The organism is Allobosea sp. P2_B12 (assembly GCF_056404835.1).
This window is the reverse complement of record NZ_JBFUDG010000004.1, coordinates 154,399-178,236: the sequence shown is the minus strand read 5'-3', so window position 1 is coordinate 178,236 and position 23,838 is coordinate 154,399. Positions and strand designations below refer to the sequence as shown.

The window sequence follows — 23,838 nt, the reverse complement described above, 5'->3', positions numbered from 1 at the left end:
TGAGGCGTCAGCCTTTGCGCACCATCAACACGGCGGCGAGGATCGCGATGCCGCCGAAGGCCTGGACGGGGGAGGGCTGCTCGCCAAAGAGCGCCCAGGCGGAGAGCACGGCGACCATTGCCGGCCAGACCATGACCAGCGACGCAGCGCTGGCGCCGTAATGGCCGAGCGCGAGCGTGATCAGGCCCTGCCCCATGGCATGCGAGACAAGGCCGAGCGCGATCACCGCGAGCCAGCCCTGCAGGCTGGCGGGGATGATCGTCTCGCCCAGCGCCAGTGCCGTGACGAGGCAGAAGACGGCGCAGATCGCGCTGGAGATCAGGCTGATGCGGCTAGCCTCGGCGCGGTCGCGGGCGCGGCGCACAGCCATGATGTAGGCGGCATAAGAGATGGCGGCGCCGATCGCGAGGCTGTCTCCGAACAGGCCGCCCGGGGCGGGAGCCGCCGTGCCGGCGAATTTCGGCAGTACCAGCATCATCGCGCCGCCCAGCGCCAGCGCCAGAGCGCCGAGGATGCGCCGGCTCGGCCGCTCGGCGAAGAGCAGCCAGCCGCCAAGCACGACCGCCACCGGCGAGAGATTGCCGAGCAGCGAGGCGTTGGCGATGGTCGTGAAGCCGAGCGAGGCGTTGTAGAGGACGACATCGACGCCGAAGGCGAGGCCGGCCAGCGCGATCGGCAACAGGGCGCCGGCGCTGGCGGCCGGGCGCCCCCGACGGCGCTGTTCCAGCCCCATCCAGAGGCCGAGCACCGGCAGCGCGAAGGCCATGCGCCAGAAGCCGGCCGCGGCCGGGCCGACATCGGCGAAGCGCACGAACACGCCGGAAAAGCCAATGCAGGTCGCGCCCGCGAGCAAAGCGAGGAACATCGCGAGCGCGGGGGCGGTCGGGGCTGGCATGACGGCGGCGGGGGCGGACATGGTGACGGCTTTCGAGAGATTCTGATTATTGTTGGCCCGGTTTACCCCACTTCCTTCCATCGGAAAAACGGATTATTCTGATTTAATCATTCTTAAAAACGATCGATGGAGGCTGTGCCATGTCCGGGCATTTCGATCTGGCGGCGCTCGACATGCTGGTGGCGGTGGTCGAGAGCGGCGGCTTCACGGCGGCGAGCGCACGGCTCGGGCGGACGCAATCGGCAATTTCGGTGCGGATCCAGGATCTCGAAAACCAGCTCGGCCACAGGCTGCTGGAGCGCTCGCGCCGGGGCGTGGTGCCGACCCATGCCGGCGAGCGGCTGATCGCGCATGCGCGGCGGCTGCTGGCGATCCAGCGCGAGGCGCTCGACGATCTCGGCGGCAGCAGCGCCTCGGGGCGCTTAAGGATCGGCATTCCCGACGATTATGTCGATGCCTTCCTGCGGCCGCTGATCGCGCGCTTCGCGGCCGAGCATCCCAGGGTCGAACTGGAACTGCATTGCGATTTGTCGAAGCGGATCGAGCCGGCCGTGGCGGCCGGCGAGTTCGATCTCGCCGTGGTGACGCAGGATCCCAGGCGCCCCGTCGGCGAGGTGATCCGGCGCGAGCCTGTGGTCTGGATCGCGGCGCGCGGACACCGGCCGGAACTGCAGGAGACGCTGCCGCTGGCGCTGTTCTCGGAAGGCTGCCGGGTGCGGCCGCGCCTGCTCGCCTGCCTCGCCGATGCGGAGAAGGATTATCGGCTGGTTTTTTCCTGCTCGCACACCTCCGGCATGCTCTCGGCGGTCGAGGCGGGGTTCTGCGTCACGGCGGTGACCGAGAGCGCGGTGCCGGCGACGGCGCGGCGGCTCGGCCTCGCGGAAGGCCTGCCGGCGCTGTTCGAGCTCTCCGTCGGGCTGATCATGGGGCCGCAGCCGGGTCTGGCGGCACGCCGCTTCGCCGATGCGCTGCGCGAGGAAATGGCAGCGCCGACGCTGGCGGCATGACGCGCTCATTGCCCTTTCGCCCCGCGATCACTACTGAGAGCTCATGAAATTCCTCGACCAGGCCAAGATCTATGTGAAGGCGGGCGATGGCGGCGCCGGCTGCGTCTCCTTCCGCCGTGAAAAGTTCATCGAGTTCGGCGGGCCCAATGGCGGCGACGGCGGACGCGGCGGCGATGTCATCATCGAATGCGTGCAGGGCCTCAACACGCTGATCGACTTCCGCTTCCAGCAGCATTTCAAGGCCAAGATCGGCGGGCACGGCATGGGTGCCGACCGGCACGGCGCCAATGGCGAGACCAAGGTTCTGAAGGTGCCGCCGGGCACGCAGATCTTCGACGAGGATGGCGAGACGCTGGTCGCCGACCTGACGCAGGCCGGCCAGCGCTTCGTTTTGTGCAAGGGCGGCAATGGCGGCTTCGGCAATGCCTATTTCAAGACGGCGACCAACCAGGCGCCGCGCCATGCCAATCCCGGACTGATCGGCGAGGAACGCTGGGTCTGGCTGCGGCTGAAGCTGATCGCCGATGCCGGGCTGATCGGTTTGCCCAATGCCGGCAAGTCGACCTTCCTGGCGACCGTCACGGCGGCCAAGCCAAAGATCGCCGATTATCCCTTCACGACCCTGCATCCGGGGCTCGGCGTCGTGCGCGTCGATGCGCGCGAGATGGTGCTGGCGGATATTCCCGGCCTGATCGAGGGCGCCCATGAGGGGCACGGCCTCGGCGACCGGTTCCTGGGGCATGTCGAGCGTTGCCGCGTGCTGCTGCACCTCGTCGAGGGCACCAGCGAGCATGCCGGCAAGGCCTACAAGACCGTGCGCAAGGAACTCAGCCTCTATGGCGAGGGCCTCGACGAGAAGCCCGAGATCGTGGCGCTATCGAAGGTCGACGCGCTGTCGCCGGAGCTGCTCAAGGAGCAGGTCGCGCGGCTGAAGCGGGCCTGCAAGCGCATGCCGATCGTGCTGTCATCGGCCTCCGGCGAGGGCGTGGAATCGGCGCTGCGGGCGCTGTTCACTTATGTCGAGGACGCCCGCAAGGACGAGGCGCGCCAGAACGCGCCCGCCGAGGAGACCGGCTGGCGGCCGTAACCGCCAACCGGAGCATTGGTCAGCGCGTCGCGCGTCGCGTCGAGCGGACGACGCTCGGCGCTGCGATCGCGCCGGCGGCACCGCCGACGACCGCGCCAACCGGGCCGGCCACGATAGCCCCGGTTCCGGCGCCGGCTGCGGCACCGCCGATGCGCTGTTCCGTGGTGTTGCCGCAGGCGCCGAGCGCGATCGTGCAGGCGGCCAGCAGGCCCAAGGTCGATATCTTCATGGTGTTGAAATCCCCAGCGTTCGTGAGACAGGGAAACGCGCGGCGGGGAGCTTAAGTTCCGGGGCCCGATCGGCCCGATGACCGCTGCTTTGGAGAGCAATCCCGCTTTTCCTCGGCCTTGAGCGTCTTGCGCTCTTGCGATCTCAGGAAAAATCCGTATACAGCCGGCATCGCATCAGCCGCATCATTCGCGTGGTCGATGAGGGCCGGTTTCCGGCTCGCGTCGCTGGCTTCGTGTTTGGCAGGGCTTTCGTTTTTTGACCGGTTCGCCCTCGTGGCGCGGGTCGGTGGAGTTGAGACCATGAAGATCCGCAATTCGCTGAAGTCGCTGCGCGCCCGTCACCGCGACAACCAGCTCGTGCGCCGCAAGGGCCGCGTCTACATCATCAACAAGGTCCAGAAGCGCTTCAAGGCGCGCCAGGGCTGAGGTTGCGGCGGCCTGCGGGCCGCCTTCCTCGCTGGGGACAAGGACAGAGCGGGGCCCCCTCGGGTGCGCCCGCTTTTTTGCGTTGGCGGTCGCTGCTCCGTGAATTGACCTGCCGCCAAGCGCGGCTAAACTCGTGGGCATGATGATCGCACGCACGCTCTCCGCCGCCCTCCTGCTGGCGCTGGCGGCTGTCACCCCCTTCGCTTCCGTGCAGGCACAGGATGCCGCGCCGCAGCGTCCCGGCGCGGTTGCGCCCACCGACAAGGACGACAATCCCACGGCGGCTCCCGCTGCCCCGGCACGCACGCCGGCCGCGACGCTGGAGAAGCTGTTCGAGCGGCTGGCCGCGGCCAAGACGCCCGAAGAGGCCAAGGGTATCGCCAATCTGATCCAGCGCCGCTGGTCGCGTTCCAATTCGCCCACCGCCGATCTGCTGATGACCCGCGCCCAGACGGCGATGAAGGCCAAGCAGTTCGAACTGGCGATCGAACTGCTCGACCGCGTCATCAGCCTGGAGCCAGACTGGGCCGAGGGCTGGAACCAGCGCGCCAACGCCCTCTTCATCGCCGGCGATCCGATCCGCTCGATGCTCGACATCGGCGAGGCGCTGAAGCGCGAGCCCAGGCATTACGGCGCGATGATGGGGCTCGGCACCATTCTGCGCCAGCAGGGCGACGACAAGCGCGCCATGGTCGCCTATCGCCGGGCGCTTGAGGTCTATCCGCAGCTCGAGGCGATCAAGAGCGCCGTCGAATCGCTGAAGATCGAAGTCGACGGCCGCGACGCCTGAGCGAATTGCCCCTCGCAGCCCTCATCCTGAGGAGCGAGTCCGCAGGGATCGCGTCTCGAAGGATGCTCGCCGAGGCTCCGGAGACATCTGGAGCATCCTTCGAGACGCTGCTGCGCAGCTCCTCAGGATGAGGGCTCAATGTCCAACACGGTCCCTGACATCTTCACAGATCCGAAACGGCGACGCCTGCGTATGCGGAGCATGCTGATCCGCTCCCTTGTCGTCATGTTCATCCTGGCCGTGGCCGGGATCATGTTCTGGTCCGAATGGCTCGGCACGCAGGCCGCGCGGGACTATCCGCCCAGGGGCAGCTTCGTCGCCGTCGCGGGCGGGCGGCTGCATTACCGCGAGAGCCTGCCGGCTCGCGAAGCGCGCGGCACCGTCGTGCTCATCCATGGCGCGTCCTCGGATCATGCCGACCTGCTGGCGACGCTGGGCCCTGATCTCGGCCACTACCGTGTCGTCGCAATCGACCGTCCGGGGCATGGCTGGAGCGACCGGATTGCAGGTGACGCCATGGCCGATCCGGTCCGGCAGGCCGCTGTCCTGATGGAGGGTCTCGACGCGATCGTGCCCGAGCGCTTCGTGCTGCTGGCGCATTCGCTGGCTGGGGCCGCCTCGACCCGGATCGCGCTCGACCGACCGGAGCGCCTGCGCGGGCTCGTTCTGCTCGGCGCCGTGACGCATCCCTGGCCCGGCGGCATCGCCTGGTATCACCACCTGACCGCCTGGCCGGTGATCGGGCCGGTCTTTGCCCGGCTGGTCGGCATTCCCGCCGCGCGCCTGTTGCTGGCAGCGGGGGCGGACAGCGTCTTCGCGCCGCGCCCGGTGACGCCGGGCTATCTGGAGACCGGCGAGATCGCGCTGCTGCTGCGGCCGGCGAGCTTCCGGGCCAATTCGCAGGACATCGCAGCGACCTTCGACTTCGTCAGCGCCCAGGTGCCGCGCTATCGCGATCTGAAGATGCCGGTGGTGGCGATCACGGGCGACAGCGACGCGATCGTTTCGCCCGTCATCCATTCGGCTACGATCGCAAGGCAGGCGCCGCAGGGCCGTTTCGTGCTGCTGCCGGGCGTCGGCCACATGCCGCACCATGCCGCGCCGGAGATCGTGGTCGAGGCGATCGACCAGATCGTCGGGCCGAGGTCGGGGCTGGCGCAGAATTGAGCGGCCGGCTGAACCTCACGCCTTCTCGACATGCTCCTTGGCGATGAAGGCGATGCGGACCATGTTGGTGGCGCCCGGCGTCCCGAAGGGCACGCCGGCGACCACGATGATGCGGTCGCCGAGCTTCGCGAAGTTCTCGCGCACGGCGAATTTGCAGGCGCGCGAAGCCATGTCGTCGATGTCGCTGGCGTCCTTCGTCACCACCGCATGCACGCCCCAGACGAGGGTGAGGCGGCGCGCCGTGGCGGCGTTGGGCGTGAGCGCGATGACGGTGGAGTTCGGCCGTTCGCGGGCGAGCCGGAAGGCCGTCGAGCCCGACGAGGTCCAGGCGGCGATGACCTTGAGGTTCAGCGCGTCGGCGACCTCGTGGGCGGCCTTGGCGATGGCATCGGCGCCCGTCGCCTCGGGCTCGGCGCGCTGCGCCTCCAGGATCGAGCGGTAGACCGACTCGCTTTCGACCTCCTCGGCGATGCGGTTCATCATCGCCACCGCCTCGATCGGGAATTGGCCGGCGGCGCTTTCGGCCGAGAGCATCACCGCGTCCGCCCCCTCGAAGACGGCGGTAGCGACGTCCGAGACCTCGGCCCGGGTCGGCACCGGGCTGGTGATCATGCTCTCCAGCATCTGCGTCGCGACGATGACCGGCTTGCCCTTGCGGCGGCACATCCGGGTGATGCGCTTCTGGGTGCCGGGCACCTTCTCCAGCGGCATCTCGACGCCGAGATCGCCCCGCGCCACCATGATCGAATCCGAGGCGTCGATGATCTCCTCCAGGCGCAGTAGCGCCTGCGGCTTCTCGATCTTGGCCATGGCCAGCGCCCGGCCCTGCACGATCTTGCGGAGATCGGCCATGTCCTCGGGGCGCTGCACGAAGGAGAGCGCGATCCAGTCGACACCGGCCTCGGCCGCGGCCTCGGCGTCTGAGCGGTCCTTCTCGGTCATCGCCGAGACGGCGATCGTGGTGTCGGGCAGGCTGACGCCCTTGCGCGAGGACAGCCGGCCGCCGACGACGATGCGCGTCACGGCCTGCGTCGGGCTCGCCTTCTCGACGACGAGCCTCAATTTGCCGTCGTCGAGGATGACGACATGGCCCGGTTCCAGCGCGGTCAGGATCTCGGGATGGGGCAGGTGGACGCGCTTCTGCGTGCCCGGCGCGGGATCGGAATCGAAGGTGAAACGGGCGCCGTTCTCCAGCGTCACCCCGCCATCGCCGCCAAAGGCGCCGACGCGCAGCTTCGGCCCCTGCAGATCGGCGAGGATGCCGACAGGGCGGCGGAACTGCGTCTCCAGCGCCCGCAGCATCGCGATCTTCTCGGGTAGCGTCTCGCGCTGGGTGTGGCTCATATTGATGCGGAAGACATCGACGCCGGCCGCAAACAGCTTCGCGCACATCTCGGGCGTGGCCGAGGCCGGCCCCAGCGTGGCGATGATCTTGATGCGGCGCTCACGCTTCATGTCGATGTCCCCTCAGGGCCGCGCCGGGGCGCTGCCGGTGGTGTCGGTGAGCTGGATCGTCCAGCTCTTCTGTTCGCCGGTATCGACCTCGAAGAAGCCGGCGCGGTCATAGCCGCGGGCCAGGCAGTCCTCGATCCCGCGAATCGTGAATTCCTTGTTCCGGGTACACATCACGGATTTGCCGGTCCACTCGCCGCCCCGGTCGTAATCGACGGCGTGGACATAGTAGAATCGCGCCGCCAGTGTGCCGCGGAGCAGCGTCTCGCAGGCGCGCGGGCCGATGTTCCACCAGCCCTCGGTGGTCCAGCCCTGGGCGTCGCGATAACCGATGGACACGCCGACGCGGCTGCCCGAGGTGTTGCACATGCGCAGATCGGCAAAGGCCGGGCTTGTGCCGAGCAGGCTTGCGCCGAGCAGGCCGGCCGCCAGCAGGGCCAGGCGAAGGATCGCGCTTCGGTTTCGGCTCATCTCTCGGATTCGATCAGAATTGGATTTGGTCAGGTTTGGGGCTCGATCAGAATGACGCGGCAGTCGTTGACGTTGGTCAGGGTTGGACCCGTCCGCAGCAGGTCGCCCAGCGGCTCGAAGAAGCCGGTCGAATCGTTGTCCGCGAGGGATCGGGCAGGATCAAGGCGTAGTTCGCCGGCGCGGGCCAGCGTCGTCTCGTCGATGATCGCGCCGGCGGGGTCGGTCGCCTCGCCGCCGCCGCCATCGGTGCCGTCGGTATCGCCCGAGAGCGCGACGATGCCGGGCTCGGCCGCGAGCGCGATGGCCAGCGCCAGCGCATATTCCTGGTTAGGCCCGCCACGGCCCTTGCCGCGCAATGTCACGGTGAATTCCCCGCCGGAGAGGATCGCGGCGCGCTTGCCCTGACGCTTCAGCGACAATGCGAGTTCGGCATGACGCGCGGCGACGTCGCGGGCCTCGCCCTCGAGATCGGGGCCGAGATCATAGACCTCGTAGCCGGCCTCTACGGCCGCGGCATGGGCGGCGGCGATGGCATCGGCGGGGCGGGCGATGATGCGGAAATCGGTCCGGGCGAAGGCGTCGTGGCCGGGCTTGGGCGTCTCGCTGGCGTCGTCGTCGAGCAGGGTCTTCGCGGCGGCAGGTAGATCGAGGCCGAAGCGTGCGACGATAGCGCGCGCCTGCTCCATGGTCGAGGGATCGGCGACGGTCGGGCCCGAGGCGATCGCGGTCGGCTCGTCATTGGGCACGTCGGAGATCGCCAGCGTCAGCAGCCGGGCGCGCGCGGCGGCGAGCGCAAGCCTGCCGCCCTTGATGCGCGACAGCCGCTTGCGGACGATGTTCATTTCGCCGATCGGCGCGCCCGAGCGCAGCAGCGCCTTGTTGACGGCCTGCTTCTCGGCGAGCGCGAGCGTGCCCGCCGGCGCCACCCAATTGGCCGAGCCGCCGCCCGACAGCAGCACCAGCACGAAATCCTCGGCGGTGGCGGAGGCTGCAAGCTCGAGCGCGCGGGTGGCGCTGTCGATGCTGCCCTGGTCGGGCACAGGATGGCCGGCCGCGACCATCGGGATATGGCGGGTCTTCGTCTCATAGCCGTGCCGCGCGACGGCGTGGCCGACGAGGCGCTCGGGCGGGAAACCTGCATCGAGGTAATGCGCCTCGGCCAGCGCGGTCATGCTGCCGGCGGCCTTGCCGGCGGCGAGCAGGATCAGGCGGCCGGTCGGCGGTGGTGGCGGCAAATGGGCGGGCAGGCAGCCGGCGGGGTGGGCGCGCGCCACAGCCGCGTCGAAGATCACGCGGGCCTGCGCACGCATCCGCTCGGTCAGATCGCTGGATCGCTGCAAGGCCGCCCCGTTCCGCCCGTCTGCTAGCTTTAAGTCGATCGGATCGACTTTCGTTGCCGATTCTTTTAGGTCGCGGTGCGGCGAACGTCATCAGGCTTTTGTCGATATCATCGTACTTCTAGAGGCGCTGCATGATGAGCGATACTGCGGTGCCCATGCCGGCCGCCGCGCTTGCACCCGGCGAGGTCGAGGTCGTCTCCGGCGATCCCGCGACCGGGATGCTGCTGCTCTGCGACCACGCCTCGAACGCGATCCCGCCCGAACTCGATTCGCTCGGCCTGCCGCCGGCTCAGCTCGAACGCCACATCGCCTATGACATCGGCGCCGCCGAGATGACGCGCGCCATGGCGCGGGCGCTGGGTGCACCGGCCGTGCTGTCGAATTTCTCGCGGCTGCTGATCGACCCCAATCGCGGGCTGGACGACCCGACCCTGGTGATGCGCCTGTCGGACGGGGCGATCGTGCCGGGCAACCGCCATATCGACGCCACGGGGATCGCCGAGCGCGTGGCGCGCTACTACAAGCCCTATGACGTCGCGATCGACCTCGCCATCGAGGCCGCGCTGGTGGCCGGTCATCCGCCGGCGATCATCGCGCTGCACTCGTTCACGCCGTTCTGGAAGGGCGTCGCCCGGCCTTGGCATGTCGGCGTGCTCTGGGACTATGAGGGCCGGCTGGCACGGCCTCTGATCGCCGCTCTGCAGCAGGAGGGCGACCTCGTCGTCGGCGACAACGAGCCCTATCATGGCGGCCTTCCGGGAGACACGATCGACCGGCATGCGACGCGGCGCGGGTTGCCCGATGCGCTGATCGAGGTGCGGCAGGATTTGATGGCCAGCGATGCGACCGCGCGCGACTGGGGCGTGCGGCTGGCGCGCATCGTTGCGCCTTGCGTATCGGTGCTGGGCGCGCCCTAGGCGACGCGGCTGTTGAGAGATCGCCGGTTGCGGCTTGACGGTGGGGGCCGCGCGGTGCGAACCCTCCCGGCCAAATCTCCCCATCGAGAAGGACATCAGATGGACGAACCGGTTCAGGGCGACCAGCTCAAGAGCATCGTGGAGCGCATCGAGCGTCTCGAGGAAGAGAAGAAGACCATCTCCGACGACATCAAGGAGGTCTATGCCGAGGCCAAGGGCAACGGCTACGACGTCAAGGTGCTGCGCAAGGTCATCGCCATCCGCAAGCGCGACGCCAATGAGCGCGCCGAGGAGGAGGCGATCCTGGACCTCTATCTGCAGGCCGTCGGCGAGAGCGCCTGAGGCCTTCTCTTCCGACCAACATTCCCCGCGCCGTCATTCCGGGCAAGCGAAGCGCAGACCCGGAATCCATCGAAGGGCGACGCGCTTTACGATGGATTCCGGATCGGCGCCGCTGCGCGGCTTGTCCGGAATGACGCGGAGGTTGTTGGTTTCGATATCAAAACGCCCGCTCCGGTTTTCCGGGCGGGCGTTTTTCGTTGGCCGTGAAGACTGGGATATCAGGCGACCTTGGCGAGCTCGGCCTGGGCGTCGTTGATCGCCTGCTGGCGCGCCTCCGGGCCGTAGCCGAGCTTTTCGGCGCGCACGAAGGTGACGTCGCTGATGCCGATGAAGCCGAGCAGGTTGCGCAGATGCGGCTCCTGCGAATCCAGCGGCTGGGCCGGGCCCGAGCTGTAAAGACCGCCGCGGCTTTCGACGACGATCGCGCGCTTGCCCTTGAGCAGGCCTTCCGGACCCGCTTCGCCGTATTTGAAGGTCACGCCGGCGCGCAGCACATGGTCGAACCAGGACTTCAGCGTCGAGGGGATGCCGAAATTGTACATCGGCGCGCCGATGACGAGGACGTCGGCCGCCTTGAGCTCCTCGACCAGCGCGTCCGAGAGCGCCTTCGCCTGCTTCTGGGCTTCGTTGGCGGGTTCGGCGCCGCGGATGGCGGCAGCGGAATCGACCGTCAGATGCGGAACCGGACTGGTGCCGAGATCGCGCTCGACGATCTTGAGCGCCGGGTTCTGGCCGCGCAGGCGGGTGACCGTCTCCTCGATGAGCTGCTTCGAGACGGAGGCCGCGCCCGAGGCGCTGCTGTTGAGGACGAGAAGGGTGGACATGTCTGGTTGATCCTGAAACCGGGGACGGGTTCGATGACCGGCAAGTTAAGGGTTCATGGATCGCAACGAAACGCCTATAAGGAGCACCAGACTGTTGCTTCAAGGGGAACGCGATGTCCGAGCTCGACGACATCCGCAGCTTCATCGCCGTGGCCGAAACCGGCGGTTTCGGGCGCGCGGCCCATCATCTCGGGCTGGCGAAATCCATCGTCAGCCGCCGGATCTCGCGGCTGGAAGCCGATCTCGGCACAAGGCTCCTGAGCCGGACCACGCGCGGGGTCGCTGCCACCGAAGCCGGCCTCGAATTCAAGGCGCGCGGCGAGCGCATCCTGGCCGATCTCGTCGCGGCTCGTGAATCGGTGGCGCAGGCCTCGGGTGTCTCGGGCCGCCTGCGTCTGTCGATGCCGCTGACCTTCGGCAACCGCCATGTCGCACCGATTCTGGGCGAGCTCGCCAGGCTTCATCCCCGGCTGGAGATCGATGTCGAGGCCAGCGACCGTTATGTCGACCTGATTGGCGAGCGTTTTGACGCGGCGATCCGGATCGGCACGCTGAAGGATTCAAGCCTTGTCGCGCGCCGGATCGCGCCGATCCATGGCGTCGTCCTGGCGAGTCCGGCCTATCTGGCGGAAAAGGGGCGGCCGGAGAGCCCGCCCGACCTCGCCGGGCATGAATGCCTGCTCTACACCGGCACCAATACGCCAGACTGGAACTTCAGGGTCGGCAAGCGCCGGGTGGCGGTCAGGCCGGCGGGGCGGCTGCGCTCCGACAGCGGCGACACGTTGCTGGCCTGGGCGAAGGCGGGGCTCGGCATCGTGCAACTGCCGACCTTCATCGCCAGCGATTCGATCCGGGACGGCTCGCTCGTGCCTGTTCTGTGGGAGTTCCCGATGCAGGAGCATGCGCTTTACGTGGTCAGGCCGCCGGGAGCCTATGTGCCGGGCAAGGTCAGGGTCCTGATCGACCTGCTGGTCGAGCGCTTCGGCGGCACGCCCTACTGGGATCCCTGCCAGATGGCGGCGCGCGAGCATGGCCTGGCGCTGGGCTTCGTGCCGGGATTCGAGACCGAAATCGAGGCCCATCAGCCGGCGTGATCCCTGGCATCACGCGATTTGGCGTGGCTTTGCGCGCGGTTGCCGGCACTGTCTTCCGATCGCAATGGAGGTGACCGATGCTGCTCGTGGGAATGCTGGATAGCCCTTATGTCCGCCGCGCCGCGGTGACGGGCACGCTGCTCGGGCTCGACTTCGAGCACCGCTCGGTCTCGGTCTTCCGCCACATGGACGAATTCCGCGCGATCAACCCGCTGATCAAGGCGCCGAGCCTGGTGGCGGACGACGGCACGGTGATCACCGAGTCCCTTCTGATCATCCAGCATTTCGAGGATGTCGCCGGGCGTTCGCTGCGTCCGGTCGAGGGCAGCGCCCGCACGCGCGACCTGGCGCTGACCGGCATCGGCATCGTCGCCGCCGACAAGGCGGTCTCGATCGAATACGAGCGCAAGCGACCGGAAGCCCAGCGCTATCAGCCCTGGCAGGAGCGCATTGTCAGCCAGCTCCATGTCGCGCTCGATTTGCTCGATGCGGCGGCTGCGCGCGGCGAGCTGACGGCGGGGCCGGAGCTTCTCCCCTGCGATATCGCGGCCGCCATCGCCTGGGGCTTCTGCCGCTTCGTCATTCCCGATTTCGTCCCGGAGGAGCGCTGGCCGGCGCTGGCGGCCCAGGCCAAGGCCTGCGAAGCGCTCGAGGTGTTCAAGGCCTGGCCGATCGACCGGGAATAGGTGGCCTAAACACACCCCAAAGCCGAGAGATTATTCGCGGCGCACAAAAATGCTGCACTTGCGAAGGCTGCGCATCTTGCAATCCAGCGCGGAGACGCCATTTTGCGGTCGAGTTAGGGAAGATTCGCCTCCTGGTCGGTAGCGCGCATTTGCGCGGTCAACAGGAGATGACAATTGGCTCGTTCAAAAAAGGCCGGCACAACGACCGGCCAAGGCGAAGTGCGCCGGCTCTGGCCTGCGGAGCGCGATCTTTTCAAGGCGCATCTGCTGAGACTCGACGCTGTCACCCGTCGCGAGCGCTTCGGTACGGCCGTCAATGACGATTTCCTCGAAAACTATGCCGTCACCACTTTCGGCGTCGGCGGGCTGGTCTATGCCTATATCGAGGACGGCGCGGTGCGCGGCGCCGCCGAACTGCGCGGGCTCGAGGACATCGTCGCGCAGACCGGCGAAGCGGCCTTCAGCGTCGAGCGGGACTGGCGTCGGCGCGGCATCGGCGGAACGCTGTTCGGCCGCCTGATCACAGCGGCGCGCAATCGCGGCATCCGCACGCTCTACATGACCTGCCTGCCCGAGAATGCCGCGATGCGGCGGCTGGCGCGCAAGTTCGAGGCCGATCTCGCCGGCGGCTATGCCGATGTCGAGGGCGTGATCGCGACCGGCGGCCCGACGCCCTTCACCGTCCTCGACGAGGCCTTCGACACGGCGAGGAGCTTCGCGTCGATGGCGCTTTCGCTGCAGCGCCGCTTCTGGCGGCCAGCGTTCTTCGGGCGGTCGCTGGGGGCGTGAGCGAGACCAGCGACCTTTGGAATACGCTGTTCCTGCCGAAAATGGCGCCGTCATCCTGGGCTTCGCGCAGCGAAGGCCGGGATCCATCATAGAGTGCAGTCGAGTCTTACGATGGATCCCGGAGCTGCGCCGCTTCGTGGCTTGTCCAGGATGACGCTGAGTTTCCGATCTAAAATGCGGAAACGCTCTACCGGTTGAGCGAGAGCGCGGCGCCGGATTTCGTCACGGCGCCGTCCATCGAACCGCCGCCGCTGGTGCGCAGCCGCGCCACCACGGTCCCACCCTGCTGGTAGAGATAGACTTCACCGTCGCGGTAATCCCAGGCGGTGACCTTCTGCAGGTCGCGATTGGCGCAGCCGGCGGCATTGGCGCGGTAGAGATCGAGCGCCGGCGCGCTCGACAGCTGGACGCGGCAGGAGCTGCCAGTCGCCTCCTTGGCGGTCCAGTTGCCGATGACACCGTCGCGGGAGGTGACGGCAGGACGTGCCGCATTGGATCCCGCGCCGAGCGTGGCAACGGGGCCGCCACCGCCGCGCAGTGTCGGGACGTCGGTGGCCTGTGGCGTTACGGGGGCGGGCGTCTGCTGCGGCATGCCCGGGGCGGCGGGGTTGTAATAGGGGTCTTGTGGCGGCGGCAGCCCGCCGGGCTGGGCCGAGGCGACCGGATAGCCGCCCTGTTGGGGATAGCCCCCCGACTGGGGATAGCCGCCCGGTGGCGGCAAGGGCTCGGAGGTCACCGGCGCGGAGCTGATCGGCGGCGCCGGTTGCAGTGTCGGCTGGCCATAGGCCTGCGTCGGTGCGGCCCCGCCGACGAAGCGCTGCGAGCCGGCGCAGGCCGTCAACGTCAGGAGCGAGAGCAGGCCGGCGGCCTTCAGGGTCATGGCCAGGGTCGCGGTGGTCGTGATCGCGGTCGTCTTGGTCATGTGGGGTCGGTTCCGATCGATCATGCGGTGCGGGCCGGAATCGGCCGAATGAGGGTTCAAGCCTAGACCAGCCCGGTGAACGTGACATGAGCATGATCCTGCTACGCGTCCATAGCGCAGCCGGTTTCGCTTGCGAACCCGGCGTGAACGATCTGGTTCCCGATGGGCCGGCGAGGCATAGTCCTGACGTTCTTCAGGAGATGCTCAGGACATGACGATGACGCCGCTCGCTCCGCCCTCGATCGCCAAGCCCTTCGCACGCTACAGCCACGGTATCGCGGTGCCGGCGGGATACCGGCTCGTGGCCTGCTCGGGGCAGCTCGGCGTCGCCGCCGACGGCACGATCCCCGAGGATGCGCGCGCCCAGGCCGATCTCTGCTTCGCCAATATCGCTGCGATCCTCGCCGAGGCAGGGATGACGCTGTCGGATATCATCAGGATCAACGCCTATGTCACCGACCGAGCCTATATGAAGGCCTATATGGAAGCGCGCGACGCCCATGTCGCGACACCGCCGCCGGCCTCGACGCTGGTCATCGTGTCCGGCTTCACGCTGCCGGCGTTCAAGGTCGAGATCGAGGTGCTCGCGGCGGCGTTGTGACGGCAAGCCGGTCAGTCAGACAGTGAACCACCGCCGTCATCCCGGACGCAGTGCAGCGGAGCTCCGGGATCCATCATAGGGTACCGTCGCGTCCTATGATGGATCCCGGGGGAGGCCCGGGATGACACGGTGTTTCCGAGGCAGGATCAGCCCGGTCATCAGAAACCGATATCTCTCACCCCGCCTTGCGCTTGTTCTGGCGGTTGGCGATCAGGTCGTCGACCACGGCGGGGTCGGCGAGCGTCGAGGTGTCGCCGAGCGCGGAAAATTCGTCCTCGGCGATCTTGCGCAGGATGCGGCGCATGATCTTGCCGGAGCGGGTCTTGGGCAGGCCCGGCGCGAACTGGATCAAATCGGGCGAGGCGATCGGGCCGATCTCCTTGCGGACATAGGCGACGAGGTCCTTGCGCAGCGCCTCGCTTGGCTCCTCGCCGGTCATCAGCGTGACATAGGCGTAGATGCCCTGGCCCTTGATGTCGTGCGGGTAGCCGACGACCGCAGCCTCCGAGACGGAAGGGTGCGCGACCAGGGCTGATTCGACCTCCGCCGTGCCCATGCGGTGCCCGGAAACGTTGATGACGTCGTCGACGCGGCCGGTGATCCAGTAATAGCCGTCGGCATCGCGCCGGCAGCCGTCGCCGGTGAAATACTTGTTCGGATAGGTCGCGAAATAGGTTTCCTCGAAGCGCTTGTGGTCGCCATAGACCGTGCGCATCTGGCCGGGCCAGCTCTCGGCGATGACGAGGTTACCCTCGCAGGCGCCCTCCAGCACCTTGCCCTCGGCATCGACGATCTCAGGCTTGACGCCGAAGAAGGGCCGCGTCGCCGAGCCGGGCTTGAGCCTTGTCGCGCCCGGCAGCGGTGTGATCAGGATGCCGCCGGTCTCGGTCTGCCACCAGGTGTCGACGATCGGCGCGCGGCGCTCGCCGACGACGCGGTGATACCACTCCCAGGCTTCCGGATTGATCGGCTCGCCGACCGAGCCGAGCAGGCGCAGCGATTTGCGCCTGGTCTTCTTGACCGGGTCCTCGCCGGCGCCCATCAGCGAGCGGATCGCGGTCGGGGCGGTGTAGAAGGTGTTGACCTTGTGCTTGTCGATGACCTCCCAGAACCGCGAGATCGTCGGATAGGTCGGGATGCCCTCGAACATCAGCGTGGTCGCGCCATTGGCGAGCGGGCCATAGAGGATGTAGCTGTGGCCGGTCACCCAGCCGACATCCGCCGTGCACCAGTAGACGTCGCCGTCATGGTAATCGAAGACATATTGGTGGGTCATCGCGGTGTAGATGAGATAGCCGGCGGTGGTGTGCAACACGCCCTTGGGCTTGCCTGTCGAACCCGAGGTGTAGAGCAGGAAGAGCGGCTCCTCCGCCTTGAGCTCGGCCGGGGGGCAATGGCCCGAGGCCTTGGCAGCCTCGTCGTGATACCAGACGTCGCGGCCCGCCTTCATGGTGACGTGGCCACCGGTGCGCCTGACCACGATGACCGTGCCGATGCCGCCCTTGACCTTGTCGTCGGCCGCATCGACGTTCTTCTTCAGCGGCACGGCGCGGCCGCCGCGGAGGCCCTCATCGGCAGTGATGACGATCTTCGAATCGGAATCCTCGATGCGGCTGGCGAGCGAATCCGGCGAGAAGCCGCCGAACACCACCGAATGGATCGCGCCGATGCGTGCGCAGGCCAGCATCGCGTAGGCGGCTTCCGGAATCATCGGCATGTAGATGGTGACGCGGTCGCCCTTCTTGACGCCGTGGGCCTTGAGCACGTTCGCGAACTTGCAGACCTCGGTATAGAGCTGGCCGTAGGAGATTTTTTTCGACTCGGAGGGGTCGTCGCCCTCCCAGATGATCGCGGTCTGCTTGGCGCGGGTGGCGAGATGCCGGTCGATGCAGTTATAGGCGACATTGGTGGTGCCGTCTTCGAACCACTTGATCGAGACCTTGCCCGGCTTGTAGCTGGCGTTGCGCACCTTGGTGTAGGGCTTGAACCAGTCGATCCGCTTGCCGTGCTCGCCCCAGAACTTATCCGGGTCCTTGATCGAGGCCGCATACATCTTCTTGTATTTGGCGTCGTTGGCCCAGGCCTTCTTGGCCCAGGCGGCGGGCACGTCATAGATCATCTCGGTCATGGCAGGCGTCTCCCCAGACTCGGGCCGTTCGCGTCGGTCCGTCAGCGTTGCGGTTCGGAGCCGGGTCGGTGCGATGGCACGCTCTTGTCCGCTTCCTTTGAATTGCGCGCATCATAGGGAGCAGGCGGGGCCGGGCCAAGCCGCGCGGCGTCGCACTTTCGTGGCAGAAACCCCTTGTTAGAGCGGGTTTGCGGGCAAACAATCCCCGGTGCGTCTTGTCCTATGGTAGCATGCGTCTGCTGGAGAGCGGCCATGCCGAAAAATATCTGCATCTTTTCGGACGGCACCGGCCAGGCCGGCGGCGCGAACCCGATCAACTGGACCAACATCTACCGCCTGTTCATGGCGACGCGCGAGGTCGATCCCGGGGCGCAGATCTGCTTCTATGATCCGGGACTCGGCGCCGATCCGGACAGCGGCGAACGGCGCAGCCTGTTCCGTCGCCTCAAGGATGCGCTCGCGCAGGCCACGGGCTACGGCATTACAGACAACATCATCGATTGCTATGCCGCGCTGCTCGTGAGCCATGAGCCGGGAGACCGCCTCTTCCTGTTCGGCTTCAGCCGAGGCGCCTACACCGTCCGCAGTCTTGGCGGCGTGCTCGGCCTTTGCGGCGTGCCGGCGGGCCTGCCGAAGGTCAGGCATTGGGACGATTTCGCCGCCGCACTCGTCGATCCCATCGTGCGCAAGCTCGCGGCACAGGCTGTCAGCGTCTACATGGTCAAGGATGCGGCCGAGCGGGCTCGCGCGGCTGAAGCCTTCCGTGGGGAGCACGGATCGAGCTCGAATCCGCCCTTCTTCGTCGGCGTCTGGGACACGGTCCGCGCGCTCGGCCTGCCGGCGATCGGCAGCCTGCCGGGGCGGCACAAATTCCATGATCCCGTCCTCAACCGCCAGGTCGCCCATGGCCGCCAGGCCCTGGCGATCGACGAGAATCGCGAGGTCTTCGCGCCCGAGCTCTGGGACGAGACGCAGGCACCGCCGGGCCAGATCAAGCAGCTCTGGTTCGCAGGCGTGCACACCGATATCGGCGGCGGATATGGCCTGCAGATGGGGTTGTCGGACCTGACCCTGTCGTGGATGATCGACGAGGCTCGCGCCACTGCGCATCCGCTGCTGGTCGAAACGGGCCTGCTCGCCGAATTGCGGCCGGATCCGCAGGGCCTGCAGCATGATGAGCGCGCGACCTCATGGCTGCCCTGGCGGGAGGGAACGCGCGAGCATTTCGTCGCGAACCGCTTCCAGCCGCTACCCGCGGCGATGGCGCCGGCCGTCGAGCCACGTCTCAAGGCAGCGGCGGTTCCGATCCTGACGGCGATGGCGCCGTATCGGCCGCGCGCACTGCGCCTGCACCCGCCCTTCGCGTCCTATTACCGGAATTGAAACCCGGCAACGGTTGCCCTCAAAGCCCGCCCATCTTGCAGACGAGGTCCCATTCGTCATCGGCGACGGGCTGGACTGAGAGCCGGAACGAGGTCACCAGCGACATCTTCGAAAGCCTTGGCTCGGCCTTGACCTGCGCCAGCGTCACCGGCTTCGGCAGCGGCTTCACCGCCTTGAAATCGACCAGCACCCAGGGCTCGCCGGGAATCCAGTTATAGGCTTCCCTGATGACTTCAACGATGCCGACGACTTCGAGGCCCTCATTGGAGTGGTAGAAGAAGACCTGTTCGCCGAGCTTCATCGCCATGAGCTGGAGCTTGGCGGTGTGGTTCTTGACGCCGTCCCAATGCGTGCCCTTGGCGCCGGCCGCGACCTGCTGGTCCCAGGACCATTTCGAGGGTTCGGATTTGATCAGCCAGTGGGCCATGGGGATCTCGGTCGGTGCAGGGGGCGAAAGGTCGGATTCGTCGATAGCGAATTCGTGGTGAGCTGCCTACCGGCTATTCCTCGCCGGCTTCACGATCCGCCAGCGGCACCGGCGGCTTCGAGGCCTCGGGACCCTGCTCGTTCCAGAAGCGCACCATCTCGCGCGTCAGCGAGGCGTAATCCTGCGGTTCGAGCTCGACTCGGACCTCGCCTTCGCCGAAGGGCAGGATCAGCACGAAGCGATGCGTGCCCTCCGCCCTGCGGCGGCGATGCTGGATGACCGGTCCTGCCGGCACGCGACCGGCGAGCGCCACCGGCATGCTCTCGGCGACGAGTTCCGAGCCCGTGGTCTTGCGCACCTCGGCGATGCCCTTCGCCACGCGCTTCGTCAAATCCGACCAGTCGTTAGCCATGCTCGATCTCCCTCTACAGTTCCGATCGGAGCGGGCGGGTAAGCAGGCCCGTGACCGCCTCGCGCACGCCGCTGGTGCCGGCGATGATGGCCGCGACGGCCTCGGCGATCGGCATCTCGATACCACGCAGTTGGGCCATCCGCGCCAGGATCGAGGCTGTGAAGGCGCCTTCGGCCAGCGCGCCGCCGGACGCCTCGGTGACGCTGTGCCCTTGGCCCAACGCCAGTCCGAAGGCGAAGTTGCGCGACTGGGCCGAGGCGCAGCTCAGCACGACGTCGCCTAGCCCTGACAGCCCCATCAGGGTCTCGCCCTGCGCGCCATGGGCCTCGCCGAAGCGGCGCAGCTCGGCGAAGCCGCGGGCTACGAGCGCGGCGCGGGCGCTTTCGCCATAGCCGAGGCCGATGGCGATGCCGGCTGCAATGGCGAGGACGTTCTTGGCCGCGCCGCCGATCTCGACGCCGCGCGGATCGGCGCTGTGATAGATGCGGAAGGCGGGCGAACTCAGAGCCTCGGCCAAAGCCTGCGCCAGATCGGGGACCTCGGCTGCGAGCGTCACGGCGGTCGGCAGGCCGCGCCCGATATCGGCGGCGAAGCTCGGGCCGGAGAGAATGGCAGGCACCGAACCCGGCCAGGCCTGCGCGACGATCTGGGTGGCGAACAGCCCGGTCGTCTGCTCGATGCCCTTGGCGGCCGAGATCACCGGGCGTCCGGCGGGCAAGACCTGCGCCAGCGCCTCACAGACCTGTCGCAGGCTCTGCGTCGGCACGGTCACGAGAATGGCGTCGGCTGTGGCGAGCGCGCCGAGTTCGGTGGTCGCCGACACGCTTTCCGGCAGGGCGACGCCGGGCAGCCGCGGGACCATCCGTGTCGTGTCGATGGCTGCGACCGTCGCCGCATCGCGCGCCCAGAGCAGCACCTGGCGCTCGGCCCGGGCGGCGGCGAGAGCCAAAGCTGCGCCATAGGCGCCGGCGCCGACGACGCCGATGGTGCGAAAATCGCCTGCGGTCGTCATTCCGCGACGCTGGTTGGGACGGGCTCCGCATCATGCGGCCGCAATTCGTCGAGCGGCCAGCGCGGGCGGGCGACCGCACTCATGTCGTCGATCATGCCGAGCCGCAGCCGCTCGATACCGGCCCAGGCTATCATGGCGCCGTTGTCGCCGCAGAGCGGCAGCGGCGGAGCCACCATCGGTAGGCCGGCCTCGGTCGCGAGGCGCGTCAACCCGCGCCGGATCGGCTGGTTGGCGGCGACGCCGCCGGCCACGACCAGCGTCGAGGGGCTGATGCCGGCGGCGGTGCAGGCGCGCAGGCCCGCCCGCGTACGGTCAACCAGCACATCGACGACGGCGGCCTGGAAGGAGGCGCAGAGATCGGCGACATCGCGATCCGACAGCGGCGCGATCCGCTCCGCCACCAGCCGCACTGCGGTCTTGAGGCCCGACAGCGAGAAATCGGGATTGGGCCTGCCCTGCATCGGGCGGGGGAAATCGAAGCGTTCGGGATCGCCCTTCAGCGCCTCGCGCTCGACCGAGGGGCCGCCAGGATAGGGCAGACCCAGCATCTTGGCGATCTTGTCGAAGGCCTCGCCGACGGCGTCATCGATGGTGCCGCCGAGCTTGAGATAATCGCCGACGCCGCGCACGGCGAGAAGCTGGGTGTGGCCGCCCGAGACCAGCAGCAGCAGATAGGGGAAGGCGAGGTCGTCGGTCAGCCGCGCCGTCAGGGCGTGGGCCTCGAGATGGTTGATCGCGATGAAGGGCCGGCCGGTGACCAGCGCGATCGCCTTGGCGGTGGTCAGGCCGACCATGACGCCGCCGACGAGGCCGGGGCCGGCTGCGGCCGCCACCGCGTCGATGTCGGCGGGCTTCATGCCGGCCGTCTCGAAGGCTCGCTCGACGATGCGGTCGATCGCCTCGACATGGGCGCGCGCGGCGATCTCAGGCACGACGCCGCCATAGGCCGCGTGCGCCGCGATCTGGCTCAGCACCTCGTTCGACAGGATCTTGACCTCACCAGAGCGCTCGACCGACACGATCGCAGCCGCGGTCTCGTCACAAGTCGTCTCTATCCCCAAAACACGCATGATCGGTCGACAAGGTCTCGGCTGCGGGTGAAAGGGGCCAATGGCCGGCGGGAGACGGTCCAGCGCTGTCGCGCCGGGAATTCTCTCGTATAGTGCGCCGGCGCGCAGAAGGCCAAGGGCCTGAGCGATCCGTCTGCGTCCCGGCGTGCAAGATCGGGAGGATGCCGGGAACCGGCGCCCTCATCGACGATTGGGACAGGGAGCGGCCTACGCGACCGGAGCCTTCGGCTGCGGCACCTCGGACGGCCCCCGGCTTGCGCGTTCCGGCAGCGCGCGGGATTGATGTGCATGCCCGGTTGAGACGAGAGGAGACCGCATGCGCATCTTCGTGTTCCGCCCTCCGGCCGAGGCGCAGCGCACTGCCGCCGCGATCCGCGCGCGTGGCCATGAGCCGATCGTGACACCGCTGTTTGCGGTGACGCGCCTGCCGGATCCGGCGCCTGAAGGGCCGTTCGCCGCGGTCGTGCTAACCAGCGGCAACGCCGTGGCCGCGCTCGCGGACCTTCCGCCGGCCTGGCGGGAGCTGCCGGTCTTCGCCGTCGGTGGGCGCACTGCCGCCAAGGTGCGCGAGGCCGGCTTCGAGGACGCACGCAGCGCCAACGGCAATCGCGACGATCTGATCGGCCTGATCCGCGACAATCTCGCGGCTCCGGCGCGGTTGCTGCTGATCGTCGCGCGCGATCGGCACGAGGATGTCGATGGCAGGCTGACGAAAGCCGGCTTCGAGGTCGCGATCTGGGAGGCCTACGCGGCGCAGGCCGTGTCGGTCTTCCCGGCGGAGGCGCGGGAGGCCTTGCGGCAGGGCAGCGTCGACGGCGCCCTGCATTACTCGGCGCGCGGGGTGCGGACCTGCCTGGCGCTGGCGCGCGATGCCGGGGTCTTCGAGGCCTTGCTGGACGTGACCCATGTCGCGCTCTCGGCGGACGTGGCGGGTCCGCTGATCTCGGCAGGCGCGAGCACCGTGCTGGTGGCGGAGTATCCGGAGGAGGCCGCGCTGCTGGCGGCGCTGGACCAAGTGTCCGCTCGCAATCGTCGCGATGGGGATGTTACAGAGGGCGCGGTTGCGCCCGATGGCGTCGAGACGGACAAGGACGCGATGAACGATCCCGAGACGCCTACCAGCGGTGCTGGCAGCCCATCCGGAACCCGAGCGCGCGGCAAGTCCGGCCGGACGGCGCCGACGATCGAACTGACCGCGCAGGACACAAGCGCGCCCGCAGTTCCCCACGAAAAGGCGGATACCGCTGCCCCGTCGACCGCGGCCGAGATGGCCCCGGAGGCGGTCCTGCCGACCGAGGCGCTGCCGCAGGAATTCTCAGCTGCGGCAAAAGTCGGCGCCGGATCCACCGCGTCTGGCGAAGAACCAGCGGGCGCTGTGCCGCCGCATCTCGCGTCGGCGTCCTCTGTTCCCCCCGCCCGATCGCGCCTGCCGCTGCCGGCGCTCGCCTTGGCCGGTCTCGTCGGCGGCGTGGTCGGCGCCGGCCTCGTCATGCTGGCAATGAGCCAGGCGACGCCCGCCGTCACACCCGAACAGATTGCCGCGCTTCAGCGCCGCCTCGACACGCTGCAGAGCGCTGCGACCGATCTCGACCGTAAGACGGCGGCTGCATCCGATGCCGCAGCGAAGGCGGGAGCGACGGCTCAGGCCGCTGCGACGCGCGCCAACGAGGTCGCCGGGACTCAGGCGCCCGAGGCCAGCGCCATCGCCGGGCTGAATGCCCAGGCGCAGCGGGCCGAGGCCGCCGCCAACGCCGTCGGGCAGCAGCTCGAACGGACCACCGCCCGCATCGGCACGGTCGAGACCCTGGCGAAGGCAGCTGCCGCGCCGAGCCCGCAGGCGCTGGCCGCCGCGCGCATCGTGCTGGCCGAGCGCGTCCAGTCCGCGCTCGCCTCGGGCGCGCCCTTCGCCAATGATGTCGCCGCGCTCGCCAAGGGTGGCGGTGCGCCCGAGCAACTCGCGGCGCTGAATGCTGTCGCCGCGTCGGGCGCGCCGACAAAGGACGCGCTGTTGTCGCAGCTGCGCACGCATCGGGCGATGTTTGCCCGCGAGCTCATGCCGGCTACAGCTGGTTGGCAGGATCGTCTGCTCGGGCTTGCCAGCCGCATCGTCAGCATCCGCCCGATCGGCGATACTGGCGCCAACGATCCCGCGACGCTGCCGATCCGGCTCGAAAACGCCATCGCCAAGGGTGACATCGTCGCGGCCGCCGGTTTATGGGCGCAACTGCCCGAGCCGGCGCGCCGCGCCAGCGCCGATTTCGGCGGCGCCCTGCAGAAGCGCGCGGCGGCGGATGCGGCGATCTCGAAAATCGCGCAGGATGCAGTGGCCGCGCTGGGCGTGGCCGGCTGACGGAGGATAGAGGTTC

General features: G+C 68.3%; 25 protein-coding genes. 13 read left to right on the top strand and 12 right to left on the bottom strand.

From position 1 onward, the window contains the following. Window positions 1-7: 7 nt before the first annotated feature. Window positions 8-916 (bottom strand): DMT family transporter, encoded by a 909-nt coding sequence (locus tag AC1DYU_RS12550; RefSeq protein ID WP_476791913.1) that lies wholly within the window; start codon window positions 914-916, stop codon window positions 8-10. A gap of 119 nt (window positions 917-1,035) precedes the next feature. On the opposite strand from AC1DYU_RS12550, the gene AC1DYU_RS12545 reads away from it, so the two are divergent. Next, window positions 1,036-1,902 carry a LysR family transcriptional regulator gene (locus AC1DYU_RS12545; protein ID WP_476791912.1) on the top strand — a complete coding sequence of 289 codons (867 nt, stop codon included), beginning with the start codon at window positions 1,036-1,038 and terminating at the stop codon, window positions 1,900-1,902. 43 nt (window positions 1,903-1,945) lie between these two features. Further along, the gene (gene obgE / locus AC1DYU_RS12540) at window positions 1,946-2,989 is read left to right on the top strand and encodes a GTPase ObgE (RefSeq protein ID WP_158483501.1); all 1,044 of its coding nucleotides are present in this window, start codon (window positions 1,946-1,948) and stop codon (window positions 2,987-2,989) included. Between the two features lie 19 nt (window positions 2,990-3,008). Here obgE and AC1DYU_RS12535 read toward each other — a convergent pair whose 3' ends face one another. Next, entirely contained in the window at window positions 3,009-3,218 is a 210-nt protein-coding gene (locus AC1DYU_RS12535; protein WP_476791911.1) for a hypothetical protein, read from the bottom strand. A gap of 301 nt (window positions 3,219-3,519) precedes the next feature. On the opposite strand from AC1DYU_RS12535, the gene ykgO reads away from it, so the two are divergent. The 3 genes from ykgO (at window position 3,520) to AC1DYU_RS12520 (ending at window position 5,602) form a co-directional block, all read left to right on the top strand. After that, entirely contained in the window at window positions 3,520-3,645 is a 126-nt protein-coding gene (gene ykgO, locus AC1DYU_RS12530; protein ID WP_038363015.1) for a type B 50S ribosomal protein L36, read from the top strand. Between the two features lie 139 nt (window positions 3,646-3,784). After that, complete coding sequence (locus AC1DYU_RS12525; protein ID WP_476791910.1) at window positions 3,785-4,435, top strand: tetratricopeptide repeat protein; 651 nt, start codon at window positions 3,785-3,787, stop codon at window positions 4,433-4,435. A gap of 201 nt (window positions 4,436-4,636) precedes the next feature. Continuing rightward, window positions 4,637-5,602: an alpha/beta fold hydrolase gene (locus tag AC1DYU_RS12520; protein ID WP_476791909.1), complete on the top strand. Its 966-nt coding sequence runs from the start codon at window positions 4,637-4,639 to the stop codon at window positions 5,600-5,602. Between the two features lie 15 nt (window positions 5,603-5,617). Here AC1DYU_RS12520 and pyk read toward each other — a convergent pair whose 3' ends face one another. Genes pyk through AC1DYU_RS12505 form a run of 3 tightly spaced genes read right to left on the bottom strand, consistent with a single transcriptional unit; the run spans window position 5,618 to window position 8,835 of the window. After that, entirely contained in the window at window positions 5,618-7,057 is a 1,440-nt protein-coding gene (gene pyk / locus AC1DYU_RS12515; RefSeq protein ID WP_476791908.1) for a pyruvate kinase, read from the bottom strand. Window positions 7,058-7,069: 12 nt separating this feature from the next. Continuing rightward, window positions 7,070-7,525 carry a DUF1036 domain-containing protein gene (locus AC1DYU_RS12510; protein ID WP_158483496.1) on the bottom strand — a complete coding sequence of 152 codons (456 nt, stop codon included), beginning with the start codon at window positions 7,523-7,525 and terminating at the stop codon, window positions 7,070-7,072. A 29-nt stretch (window positions 7,526-7,554) separates the two neighbouring features. After that, window positions 7,555-8,835, bottom strand: coding sequence for a glycerate kinase type-2 family protein (locus tag AC1DYU_RS12505; RefSeq protein ID WP_476792101.1), 1,281 nt, complete (start codon window positions 8,833-8,835; stop codon window positions 7,555-7,557). A gap of 161 nt (window positions 8,836-8,996) precedes the next feature. Here AC1DYU_RS12505 and AC1DYU_RS12500 point away from each other — a divergent pair, with 161 nt between their 5' ends. Both AC1DYU_RS12500 and AC1DYU_RS12495 read left to right on the top strand, forming a co-directional pair. After that, window positions 8,997-9,782 (top strand): N-formylglutamate amidohydrolase, encoded by a 786-nt coding sequence (locus AC1DYU_RS12500; RefSeq protein ID WP_476791907.1) that lies wholly within the window; start codon window positions 8,997-8,999, stop codon window positions 9,780-9,782. Window positions 9,783-9,881: 99 nt separating this feature from the next. Next, window positions 9,882-10,124 (top strand): DUF2312 domain-containing protein, encoded by a 243-nt coding sequence (locus tag AC1DYU_RS12495; RefSeq protein ID WP_476791906.1) that lies wholly within the window; start codon window positions 9,882-9,884, stop codon window positions 10,122-10,124. Window positions 10,125-10,342: 218 nt separating this feature from the next. Here AC1DYU_RS12495 and AC1DYU_RS12490 read toward each other — a convergent pair whose 3' ends face one another. After that, on the bottom strand, window positions 10,343-10,948 hold the full coding sequence (locus tag AC1DYU_RS12490; protein ID WP_158483494.1) for an NAD(P)H-dependent oxidoreductase: 606 nt from the start codon (window positions 10,946-10,948) through the stop codon (window positions 10,343-10,345). A gap of 113 nt (window positions 10,949-11,061) precedes the next feature. Here AC1DYU_RS12490 and AC1DYU_RS12485 point away from each other — a divergent pair, with 113 nt between their 5' ends. The 3 genes from AC1DYU_RS12485 to AC1DYU_RS12475 all read left to right on the top strand — a co-directional run bounded on the left by AC1DYU_RS12485 (window position 11,062) and on the right by AC1DYU_RS12475 (window position 13,517). Next, window positions 11,062-12,042: a LysR family transcriptional regulator gene (locus AC1DYU_RS12485; RefSeq protein ID WP_476791905.1), complete on the top strand. Its 981-nt coding sequence runs from the start codon at window positions 11,062-11,064 to the stop codon at window positions 12,040-12,042. Window positions 12,043-12,119: 77 nt separating this feature from the next. Further along, window positions 12,120-12,728 carry a glutathione S-transferase gene (locus AC1DYU_RS12480; protein WP_476791904.1) on the top strand — a complete coding sequence of 203 codons (609 nt, stop codon included), beginning with the start codon at window positions 12,120-12,122 and terminating at the stop codon, window positions 12,726-12,728. A gap of 174 nt (window positions 12,729-12,902) precedes the next feature. Then, a complete protein-coding gene (locus tag AC1DYU_RS12475) occupies window positions 12,903-13,517 on the top strand; it encodes a GNAT family N-acetyltransferase (protein ID WP_158483491.1) in 615 nt (204 codons plus the stop codon). Between the two features lie 187 nt (window positions 13,518-13,704). On the opposite strand, the gene AC1DYU_RS12470 is transcribed toward AC1DYU_RS12475, so the two are convergent. Further along, on the bottom strand, window positions 13,705-14,439 hold the full coding sequence (locus AC1DYU_RS12470; RefSeq protein WP_476791903.1) for an AprI/Inh family metalloprotease inhibitor: 735 nt from the start codon (window positions 14,437-14,439) through the stop codon (window positions 13,705-13,707). Window positions 14,440-14,650: 211 nt separating this feature from the next. On the opposite strand from AC1DYU_RS12470, the gene AC1DYU_RS12465 reads away from it, so the two are divergent. Next, the gene (locus tag AC1DYU_RS12465) at window positions 14,651-15,040 is read left to right on the top strand and encodes a RidA family protein (protein ID WP_158483490.1); all 390 of its coding nucleotides are present in this window, start codon (window positions 14,651-14,653) and stop codon (window positions 15,038-15,040) included. A 175-nt stretch (window positions 15,041-15,215) separates the two neighbouring features. On the opposite strand, the gene acs is transcribed toward AC1DYU_RS12465, so the two are convergent. Then, window positions 15,216-17,168 (bottom strand): acetate--CoA ligase, encoded by a 1,953-nt coding sequence (acs, locus tag AC1DYU_RS12460; RefSeq protein ID WP_476791902.1) that lies wholly within the window; start codon window positions 17,166-17,168, stop codon window positions 15,216-15,218. Window positions 17,169-17,420: 252 nt separating this feature from the next. Between acs and AC1DYU_RS12455 the strand changes: the two genes are divergently transcribed. Beyond that, the gene (locus AC1DYU_RS12455) at window positions 17,421-18,551 is read left to right on the top strand and encodes a DUF2235 domain-containing protein (RefSeq protein ID WP_476791901.1); all 1,131 of its coding nucleotides are present in this window, start codon (window positions 17,421-17,423) and stop codon (window positions 18,549-18,551) included. A 19-nt stretch (window positions 18,552-18,570) separates the two neighbouring features. Here the strand turns inward: AC1DYU_RS12455 and AC1DYU_RS12450 are convergent, their stop codons facing one another. The 4 genes from AC1DYU_RS12450 to tsaD form a co-directional block, all read right to left on the bottom strand. Continuing rightward, window positions 18,571-18,978, bottom strand: a complete 408-nt coding sequence (locus AC1DYU_RS12450; protein ID WP_476791900.1) for an EVE domain-containing protein — start codon at window positions 18,976-18,978, stop codon at window positions 18,571-18,573. A 73-nt stretch (window positions 18,979-19,051) separates the two neighbouring features. Then, window positions 19,052-19,390 carry a hypothetical protein gene (locus tag AC1DYU_RS12445; protein WP_476791899.1) on the bottom strand — a complete coding sequence of 113 codons (339 nt, stop codon included), beginning with the start codon at window positions 19,388-19,390 and terminating at the stop codon, window positions 19,052-19,054. Window positions 19,391-19,403: 13 nt separating this feature from the next. Then, entirely contained in the window at window positions 19,404-20,402 is a 999-nt protein-coding gene (locus AC1DYU_RS12440; RefSeq protein WP_476791898.1) for an NAD(P)H-dependent glycerol-3-phosphate dehydrogenase, read from the bottom strand. After that, window positions 20,399-21,472 carry a tRNA (adenosine(37)-N6)-threonylcarbamoyltransferase complex transferase subunit TsaD gene (tsaD, locus tag AC1DYU_RS12435; protein ID WP_158483484.1) on the bottom strand — a complete coding sequence of 358 codons (1,074 nt, stop codon included), beginning with the start codon at window positions 21,470-21,472 and terminating at the stop codon, window positions 20,399-20,401. Before tsaD ends, AC1DYU_RS12440 begins: the two co-directional genes overlap by 4 nt. A gap of 316 nt (window positions 21,473-21,788) precedes the next feature. On the opposite strand from tsaD, the gene AC1DYU_RS12430 reads away from it, so the two are divergent. Next, the gene (locus AC1DYU_RS12430; RefSeq protein WP_476791897.1) at window positions 21,789-23,822 is read left to right on the top strand and encodes a uroporphyrinogen-III synthase; all 2,034 of its coding nucleotides are present in this window, start codon (window positions 21,789-21,791) and stop codon (window positions 23,820-23,822) included. Window positions 23,823-23,838 lie beyond the last annotated feature (16 nt).

Excerpts from the sequence above, each read along its gene's own strand:
- AC1DYU_RS12550 (WP_476791913.1), bottom strand. The coding sequence starts at position 916 with ATGTCCGCCCCCGCCGCCGTCATGCCAGCCCCGACCGCCCCCGCGCTC.
- AC1DYU_RS12545 (WP_476791912.1), top strand. The coding sequence starts at position 1,036 with ATGTCCGGGCATTTCGATCTGGCGGCGCTCGACATGCTGGTGGCGGTG.
- obgE (WP_158483501.1), top strand. The coding sequence starts at position 1,946 with ATGAAATTCCTCGACCAGGCCAAGATCTATGTGAAGGCGGGCGATGGC.
- AC1DYU_RS12535 (WP_476791911.1), bottom strand. The coding sequence starts at position 3,218 with ATGAAGATATCGACCTTGGGCCTGCTGGCCGCCTGCACGATCGCGCTC.
- ykgO (WP_038363015.1), top strand. The coding sequence starts at position 3,520 with ATGAAGATCCGCAATTCGCTGAAGTCGCTGCGCGCCCGTCACCGCGAC.
- AC1DYU_RS12525 (WP_476791910.1), top strand. The coding sequence starts at position 3,785 with ATGATGATCGCACGCACGCTCTCCGCCGCCCTCCTGCTGGCGCTGGCG.
- AC1DYU_RS12520 (WP_476791909.1), top strand. The coding sequence starts at position 4,637 with ATGCTGATCCGCTCCCTTGTCGTCATGTTCATCCTGGCCGTGGCCGGG.
- pyk (WP_476791908.1), bottom strand. The coding sequence starts at position 7,057 with ATGAAGCGTGAGCGCCGCATCAAGATCATCGCCACGCTGGGGCCGGCC.
- AC1DYU_RS12510 (WP_158483496.1), bottom strand. The coding sequence starts at position 7,525 with ATGAGCCGAAACCGAAGCGCGATCCTTCGCCTGGCCCTGCTGGCGGCC.
- AC1DYU_RS12505 (WP_476792101.1), bottom strand. The coding sequence starts at position 8,835 with ATGCGTGCGCAGGCCCGCGTGATCTTCGACGCGGCTGTGGCGCGCGCC.
- AC1DYU_RS12500 (WP_476791907.1), top strand. The coding sequence starts at position 8,997 with ATGATGAGCGATACTGCGGTGCCCATGCCGGCCGCCGCGCTTGCACCC.
- AC1DYU_RS12495 (WP_476791906.1), top strand. The coding sequence starts at position 9,882 with ATGGACGAACCGGTTCAGGGCGACCAGCTCAAGAGCATCGTGGAGCGC.
- AC1DYU_RS12490 (WP_158483494.1), bottom strand. The coding sequence starts at position 10,948 with ATGTCCACCCTTCTCGTCCTCAACAGCAGCGCCTCGGGCGCGGCCTCC.
- AC1DYU_RS12485 (WP_476791905.1), top strand. The coding sequence starts at position 11,062 with ATGTCCGAGCTCGACGACATCCGCAGCTTCATCGCCGTGGCCGAAACC.
- AC1DYU_RS12480 (WP_476791904.1), top strand. The coding sequence starts at position 12,120 with ATGCTGCTCGTGGGAATGCTGGATAGCCCTTATGTCCGCCGCGCCGCG.
- AC1DYU_RS12470 (WP_476791903.1), bottom strand. The coding sequence starts at position 14,439 with ATGACCAAGACGACCGCGATCACGACCACCGCGACCCTGGCCATGACC.
- AC1DYU_RS12465 (WP_158483490.1), top strand. The coding sequence starts at position 14,651 with ATGACGATGACGCCGCTCGCTCCGCCCTCGATCGCCAAGCCCTTCGCA.
- acs (WP_476791902.1), bottom strand. The coding sequence starts at position 17,168 with ATGACCGAGATGATCTATGACGTGCCCGCCGCCTGGGCCAAGAAGGCC.
- AC1DYU_RS12455 (WP_476791901.1), top strand. The coding sequence starts at position 17,421 with ATGCCGAAAAATATCTGCATCTTTTCGGACGGCACCGGCCAGGCCGGC.
- AC1DYU_RS12450 (WP_476791900.1), bottom strand. The coding sequence starts at position 18,978 with ATGGCCCACTGGCTGATCAAATCCGAACCCTCGAAATGGTCCTGGGAC.
- AC1DYU_RS12445 (WP_476791899.1), bottom strand. The coding sequence starts at position 19,390 with ATGGCTAACGACTGGTCGGATTTGACGAAGCGCGTGGCGAAGGGCATC.
- AC1DYU_RS12440 (WP_476791898.1), bottom strand. The coding sequence starts at position 20,402 with ATGACGACCGCAGGCGATTTTCGCACCATCGGCGTCGTCGGCGCCGGC.
- tsaD (WP_158483484.1), bottom strand. The coding sequence starts at position 21,472 with ATGCGTGTTTTGGGGATAGAGACGACTTGTGACGAGACCGCGGCTGCG.
- AC1DYU_RS12430 (WP_476791897.1), top strand. The coding sequence starts at position 21,789 with ATGCGCATCTTCGTGTTCCGCCCTCCGGCCGAGGCGCAGCGCACTGCC.